This is a genomic window from Bradyrhizobium centrolobii (genome assembly GCF_001641635.1).
GTDB lineage: Bacteria > Pseudomonadota > Alphaproteobacteria > Rhizobiales > Xanthobacteraceae > Bradyrhizobium > Bradyrhizobium centrolobii.
The window spans coordinates 142,987-149,915 of the sequence record NZ_LUUB01000051.1 but is presented as its reverse complement, the minus strand read 5'-3'; the positions used below and the strand labels follow the sequence as shown (position 1 = coordinate 149,915).

The 6,929-nt window shown below is 64.7% G+C and carries 8 protein-coding genes; 2 read left to right on the top strand and 6 right to left on the bottom strand.

The annotated features are described in order from the left end of the window. Together AYJ54_RS14230 and AYJ54_RS14225 are read left to right on the top strand one after the other, a co-directional pair. On the top strand, window positions 1-819 hold an 819-nt coding region (locus tag AYJ54_RS14230; RefSeq protein ID WP_063699522.1), incomplete at its 5' end, for an ABC transporter permease. Continuing rightward, window positions 816-1,688, top strand: coding sequence for an ABC transporter ATP-binding protein (locus AYJ54_RS14225; RefSeq protein WP_063699724.1), 873 nt, complete (start codon window positions 816-818; stop codon window positions 1,686-1,688). The genes AYJ54_RS14230 and AYJ54_RS14225, both read left to right, overlap by 4 nt. 260 nt (window positions 1,689-1,948) lie before the next feature. Here AYJ54_RS14225 and AYJ54_RS14220 read toward each other — a convergent pair whose 3' ends face one another. The 6 genes from AYJ54_RS14220 to AYJ54_RS14195 all read right to left on the bottom strand — a co-directional run bounded on the left by AYJ54_RS14220 (window position 1,949) and on the right by AYJ54_RS14195 (window position 6,889). Continuing rightward, on the bottom strand, window positions 1,949-3,007 hold the full coding sequence (locus AYJ54_RS14220; protein ID WP_063699521.1) for a YeiH family protein: 1,059 nt from the start codon (window positions 3,005-3,007) through the stop codon (window positions 1,949-1,951). A gap of 109 nt (window positions 3,008-3,116) precedes the next feature. Further along, window positions 3,117-3,335 carry a hypothetical protein gene (locus tag AYJ54_RS14215; protein WP_063699520.1) on the bottom strand — a complete coding sequence of 73 codons (219 nt, stop codon included), beginning with the start codon at window positions 3,333-3,335 and terminating at the stop codon, window positions 3,117-3,119. Between the two features lie 164 nt (window positions 3,336-3,499). Next, window positions 3,500-4,213: an ABC transporter ATP-binding protein gene (locus AYJ54_RS14210; RefSeq protein WP_063699519.1), complete on the bottom strand. Its 714-nt coding sequence runs from the start codon at window positions 4,211-4,213 to the stop codon at window positions 3,500-3,502. After that, a complete protein-coding gene (locus AYJ54_RS14205; RefSeq protein WP_063699518.1) occupies window positions 4,210-4,965 on the bottom strand; it encodes an ABC transporter ATP-binding protein in 756 nt (251 codons plus the stop codon). The genes AYJ54_RS14210 and AYJ54_RS14205 overlap by 4 nt, the downstream gene beginning before the upstream one ends. Window positions 4,966-4,967: 2 nt before the next feature. Continuing rightward, complete coding sequence (locus tag AYJ54_RS14200) at window positions 4,968-5,990, bottom strand: branched-chain amino acid ABC transporter permease (RefSeq protein WP_063699517.1); 1,023 nt, start codon at window positions 5,988-5,990, stop codon at window positions 4,968-4,970. Then, entirely contained in the window at window positions 5,987-6,889 is a 903-nt protein-coding gene (locus AYJ54_RS14195) for a branched-chain amino acid ABC transporter permease (protein ID WP_063699516.1), read from the bottom strand. The genes AYJ54_RS14200 and AYJ54_RS14195 overlap by 4 nt, the downstream gene beginning before the upstream one ends. Window positions 6,890-6,929: the final 40 nt, after the last annotated feature.

The following is a 6,929-nucleotide window of genomic DNA, read 5'->3' as shown; positions in this document are numbered from 1 at the left end:
CCCGCCACGCCGCCCTCTCTCGGCGCGCTCGCCGCGCGCTGGTACCGGCTCAACCAGGATCGTTTGCGCGCGACCGCGATCGGGATCGTCTCGCTGCTCGCTTTCCTCCTGGTCTGGCACCTGCTCACGACCTACCGCGTCGTGTTCTTCGTGCGCTTCACCAACGTGCCCTCGCCGCTGGCGGTCTATGCGAGCTTCACCAAGGCGATCCACGATCCCAAATTCCTGATGCACATCCTGCTCAGCTGCCGGCGCATCTTCATCGGCTTCTCGCTCGCGGCCGTCGTCGGTGTGCCGCTTGCCCTGATCATGGGCCGCTTCAAGCTGGTGCATGAGGTGATCTTTCCGGTGACGGAGGTGCTGCGGCCGATCCCGGCGATCGCCTGGGTGCCGATGGCGATCATGCTGTGGCCGACCAACGAGCAGAGCATCGTCTTCATCACCTTCCTCGGCTCGTTCTTCCCGATCCTGGTCAACACGCTGCACGGCATGTCGCTGGTCGATCCCGTGCTGGTGCGCGCCGCGCAATGTCTCGGCGCGCGCGAGCGCTCGATCTTCCGCGAAGTGTATTTTCCGGCCTCGCTGCCGCACATCTTCACCGGCCTCACCATCGGCATGGGCGTCGCCTGGGTGTCGCTGATCGCGGCCGAGATGATCTCGGGTCAGTACGGCATCGGCTACTTCACCTGGGAAGCCTATTCGCTGGTCCAGTATGCCGACATCGCGCTCGGCATGATCGCGATCGGCGTGCTCGGCCTCGGGTCGAGCCTGCTGATCCGCGGCGCCGGGCACCTCGTGATGCCATGGAGATCAAAATGAGCGGGATCGCGACCAGCGCACCAAAGGGGCATATCGAGGTCAGGAACTTCTCGCTGAGCTACGAGACCATCGATGGCGCGGTCCAGGCCGTCACCGACACCCACATCCACGTGAAGCCGGGCGAATTCGTCTCGATCGTCGGACCGTCGGGCTGCGGCAAGTCGACCTTCCTGAATGCGGTGGCGGGCTTTCTCAAACCCACGACCGGCACCATCACGGTCGACGGCGAACGCGTGAGCGGCCCCAGCGCCGAGCGCGGCATGGTGTTCCAGCAATATTCGCTGTTTCCGTGGAAGACGGTGCGGGAGAACGTCGAGTTCGGCCTGAAGATGCGCGGCATGCCGCGCTCGCAGCGGGAGCGCGCCGCGCGTACCCTGCTCGGGCTCGCCGGGCTCGAGGCGTTTGAGAAGCACTATCCAGAGAAGCTCTCCGGCGGCATGAAGCAACGCGTCGGCATCGTGCGCGCGCTCGCGACGGGCCCGAAGGTGCTGCTACTGGACGAGCCCTTCGGCGCGCTCGACGCGCAGACCCGCGTCATCATGCAGCAGATTCTCACCAACATGTGGCAGCGGCTGAAGATCTCGGTGCTGTTCGTCACCCATGACATCGACGAGGCGATTTTCCTCTCCGATCGCGTCTACTGTATGACCGCGCGCCCCGGCTCGATCAAGGCGGAAATCCCGATTCCGCTGGAGCGCCCGCGGCAGCAGTCGATGATGATGTCGTCCGAGTTCCTGGCACTACGTCGCGGGCTGATGTCGCTGATCCGCGAGGAGAGCCTGAGGGCGATGGGCGGCGAGATCAACGATTTGGGCATGCAGGGCCTCAACATCGAGTTGCACGGCCATTCGCTGGCGGATGTGATCTAGGCGGAGCCAGCGCTCTCGCACCTTGCGGGCTCTCTTCCCTTCTCCCCTCGTGGGAGAAGGTGGCATAGGCGGCCTTAGGCCGCCGTTCTTAAGAGAACGCCGAAGCGAAGCTTCGGCTATGGCGCCGGATGAGGGGTCCTATCCGCGCGTTCACTGCAACAGATCTATTCGCGGATAGAACCCCTCACCCGGCTTCGCGCTCTGCGAAGCCACCCTCTCCCACAAGGGGAGAGGGTGCACCGCGCTTGCGGCGCGATCACTCACTTGAACCAGTGCACCAATCCGATGCTGATCGCCAGCAGCAGCAGCAGCGAGAGCGTCACCGCGGCTGTCACCCTGCCGCCGACATTGGCGAGCACGCGCACGTCGACACCCAAGCCTAATGCGGCCATGGACACCACGGTGAGGAAGCTGGTGATCTTCGTCACCGGTCCCACCACGGTGGCCGGCACGATCTCGAGCGAGCGCAAGGTCGCGAGTGCGAGGAAGCCCAGGATGAACCAGGGCACGAGGCGGAAAAATCCGACATGGGTCTTCTTGGCGCCGGTCTGCCAGCGCGAGGCGACGAGCGACAGGCCGACGACGACGGGACCCAGCATCAACACGCGCATCAGCTTCACCAACGTACCGATTTGCGTAGAGACCAGGCCGGCCGGCACCGTCGCCGCCAGCACCTGCGGCACCGCGTAGACGGTCAGACCAGCGAGGATACCGTATTGCGTAGCCGACAGTTGCAATAGCGGGATCAGCAGCGGCAGGCCGAGCACCATCATCACGCCGAGGATCGCCGTGAAGGAGATCGAGGATGCGATCTCGTCATTGTTGGCGCCGATGATCGGCGCCACGGCCGCGATCGCCGAGTTGCCGCAGATGGAGTTGCCGCAGGCGATCAGGATCGACAACCGCGTCGACAGGCCGAGCAGGCGACTGAGGCCGAAGGAGATGCAGAGTGCGATCACGACGACTGCCGCGATCGATGCCAGCAACGCGATGCCCGAGGCCGCAATCGCGGCAAAACTGATGGAGGCGCCTAACAGCATCACCGCGACTTCAAGGAGTTGCTTGGCGCTGAAGGCAATGCCGGTCTGCCAGCGCGGCGCGGGCTTCCAGAAGCTGCGCACGGCCATGCCGAGCAGGATCGCCATCACCAGCGCCTCGACATAGGGATGCTCGAACAGGCCCAGCTCCGCCCGCTCGAGCAGGGCCGAGACGCCGGCCAGGGCAATGCAAAGGAGGATGCCGGGAATCAGCGCGAGGATGCGGCTTACGGCAGTCGCCGGCTTGGCGTCGGCCGGGCTGGATGCTTGATTCTGCGACACAAATCTCTCCCAGAGGAGAAGGATTTATACGCAGGGCTGCTCGATAGGGAAATAAGTTTTCGACATATCAGGGCCGAGGGAAGTTCTGTCCTCAGGCCGTGATGGTGACTCAGAAGATGAGGCTCTTGGCGAGCGAAGCGACGCGGCTGAAGCCGTCATAAATGCCGGGCTCGAAGAAGGCCGCGCGCGCGAACACGATAGCCGCGACCAGCGACCAGAACAGGCCCGTGCCGGCCCGCAGCAGATACTTTGACGCACGCGACTGCGGCTGGGCGTCCGTCGCGGACACCAGGCGCTCGCCGAAGGGTTCAAATCCAGTGCGTTCCATGGCTGGGCCAATCCATCAATTTCTGACGGAAATGTCGTCGTTTCGGCTCAAAACGGCAATGGAAGCGATTGGCTTTTTTGCCCGTCGGAGGGGAAACTCCTTCCGCCGGGCGAACCTGCGGCAATAGTTTTCTTCTTTGGGCCGATTGGGGACCGGCGCCCCGGCTAAAGGGCCAGATAACGGCGCCGGATGGCGTCGTTCGCCTTGAGATCCTCGATGCCGGCGGCATAGACGATCTGGCCCTTGTCGATCACCGTGGCGTGGCTCGCAAGCCCTAAGCAGAAGTGCATGTTCTGCTCGGCGATCAGCACGGTCGATCCGATGCTCCGGAGTTGCCGCAAGAGCTCGCCGATCCGCTGCACAATGATCGGTGCAAGCCCCTCGCTCGGCTCGTCGAGCAGCAAGAGCGCCGGATTGCCCATCAGCGTGCGCGCGATCGCGAGCATCTGCTGCTCGCCGCCGGAAAGTCGTCCGGCGATGCGGTGGCGCAGCGGCTCCAGCAGCGGGAAGACCTCATAGATGCGCCTGATCGGCCATTCGTCCTGGCCGTCCGGCCCGCGCTTTTTGCCGATGACGAGATTGTCCTCAACGGTGTGCTCCGGAAAGATCTGGCGATCCTCCGGCACGAAGCCGAGGCCGGCGCGCGCGATGGTGTGCGGCTTGAGACCGGAGATCACCGTGCCGCGCAGCCTGATCCTGCCGCGCCGCGGCGGCGCCAGACCCATGATCGCCTTCATGGTCGTCGACTTGCCGGCGCCGTTGCGTCCCAAGAGCGCCATGGTCTCGCCCTGCCGCACCGACAGGCCGACGCCGAACAGGATCTGGCTCGTGCCGTAGTAGACATCGAGATCGGCGACTTCGATGATGGCTGCACTCATGCGGCCGCTCCCGCATGTTCGGTGCCGAGATAGGCCTCGATCACGGCACTGTTGTTGCGGATCTCGTCGGGCGTGCCGGTCGCGAGGATGCGGCCGTAGCAGAGCACGACGATCTTCGGCGCGATCTTGAACACGATGTCCATGTCGTGCTCGATGAAGACGACGGTGATCTTCTGGCTCTCCCAGAGCTCGCGCACCTTGTCGATCATGCGCCAGCGCTCCTCCGGGCCCATGCCCGCAGTCGGCTCGTCCAGCAGCAAAACCTTCGGCTCGAGCACCAGCGCGAGCGCGATGTCGAGCAGCTTCTGGTCGCCATGCGACAACGTCGCCGCAGTGCGGTTGCGTTTTCCCGCGAGGCCGAGCAGCTCCATCACGTGCTCGGCGCGATCGCGCGTCTCCGGCAACGGAAAGCGCTTGTGCAGCACCGCGGAGGTGCGCTGATCGGCGCTGACGGCAGCGAGCATGGTTTCCTGCACGGTGAGCGAGCGGAAGATGCTGGCGACCTGGAACGCGCGGCCGATGCCGTGACGGACGATCTCCGGCGGCGAGCGTCCGGCAAGGTCAACGCCGTCGAGCAGCACTTGCCCTGCATCCGGCCTCAGCGCGCCGGTGATCAGGTTGAAGAAGGTGCTCTTGCCCGCGCCGTTCGGGCCGATCACGGCGGTCAGCGAGCCATCGGGGAAGTCGAGCGTGACGTCGTTGGTCGCTTTCACGCCGCCGAAGGATTTTGCGAGGTTGCGGATCTGAAGCATTGCTAGCGCCCCTCGCCCGCCTCGCGCCGGTGCGCGAACCACTCGGCGACGAAATCCAGCAGGCCTTTGCGCAGGCCCAGCGCGAAGAACAGGATGACGATTCCGAGCACGATGCCATGATACTCGGTGAATCGCGTGACGGTGTCGTTGAGCAGCAGCAGAAGCACGGTGCCGACCATCGGCCCCAGGAAGGTCGAGACACCGCCGAGCATGTTGATGAAGATGCCCTCGCCCGAGATCGTCCAATAGGCGAACTCCGGATAGGCGCCGGAGACGAACAACGCCATCACCATGCCGCCCATCGACGCGAACAGCGCCGCCAGCACGAAAATGGTGAGTTTTGCGCGCCAGACGTCGATGCCGAGGAAGCTCGCGCGCGCCGCGTTGTCGCGGATCATGCGCAGCGTATAGCCGAACGGCGATTGCGCGATCTGACGCATCGCCAGCAGGCCGAGGATCAAGAGCGCGCAGCTCGCAACATAGAGATGGATGTGGTTGGAGAGGTCGACGCCGAGGAAGACGGGCCGCGGAATGCCGCCGCGCAGGCCCTGATCGCCGCCGGTGAAGGACGCCCATGACAGGATGGTCGAGTGGATCAACATCTGGAAAGCGAGCGTGACGAACGCGAAATAGATCTCCTTCAGCCGCACGCAGATCGCGCCGATGACAGCGGCGACCACCGCCGTGATCGCCAGCGTCGCGACGAAGGCGATCGGGATCGGCACGCCGAGCCGCTGCATGATCAGGCCAAAGCTGTAGGCGCCCAGGCCAAAGAACATGCCGTGGCCGAACGAGGTCAGGCCGGTATAGCCGACCAGCAGATTGAGCGAGGTCGCAAACAGTCCGTAGGCCGAGCAGCGGATGACGAAATCGAGCAGCGCCTTGCTGCCGGTGAACAGCGGCAGGCTCGCCAGCACGGCGAAGGCGATCAGCGCGATCAGGATATCGCGATAGCGTTCCCAAACCGTCGTGACGCCGCGCCCTGGCACCAGTGTCTCCGCGCGGCCGGCCTCCAGCTCGGTCATGCCGCCTCCTTGCCGAACAGGCCGGTGGGCTTGGAGACCAGCACGATCACCATGAAGAGATACATCAGGCCTTCGGTGAACAGGGGAAAGCCGAGCGAGCCGAACGAGCGGATCAGGCCGAGCAGCAAAGCGCCGATCAGCGCGCCCAGGATCGAGCCCATGCCGCCGATCACGGTGACGATGAAGGATTCGATCAGCACCGAGAATCCCATGCCCGGGGTCAGCGAGCGGACCGGCGCCGCAAGCGCGCCGGCCAGCCCCGCGAGCATGCCGCCGAGCGCGAACACGCCGCCATAGATCAGCCCGGTGTTGATGCCGAGCGCGGACACCATGCCGGGATTATGCGCAGCGGCGCGGATCACCTTGCCTATGCGGCTGCGCGAGAGGCCGATGCCGAGCACGACGGCCGCGGCGAGCGCGACGCCGATCAGCAGCAGGTAGTAAGGCGGCACCACGCCGCCGGCGATGAACAGCGGCATCACCTGGAACGCGGCCGGCATGCCCATCGACCTGAATTCCGGCCCCCAGATGATCCGCACGACATCGTCGAAGATCAGCACGAAAGCGTAGCAGACGAGGAGCTGCATCAGGACATCAGCGCCATAGACGCGGCTCATGAAGACGCGCTCGAAGATCAGGCCGAGGATCGCGGTGCCGGCCGCGCCGCAAAGCATCGCCAGCGCAAAACTGCCGGTGAGCTGATAGGCCGTCATCGCAAAGTAGGCGCCGAACATGTAGAAGGCGCCGTGGCTGAAATTGACGACCTTGAGCACGCCGAAGATCAGCGTCAGCCCGACCGCCACCAGGAACAGCAGCATGCCGATGATGAGGCCGCTGGTGGTTTGCGTCACCAGGCAGGCAGAACTGGAGAGGCAGCCGGCAAGCGCGTCGAGATCCACGGGAGCACTTTCATTGTGGCGCGCCAAAATCGGCGCGGAA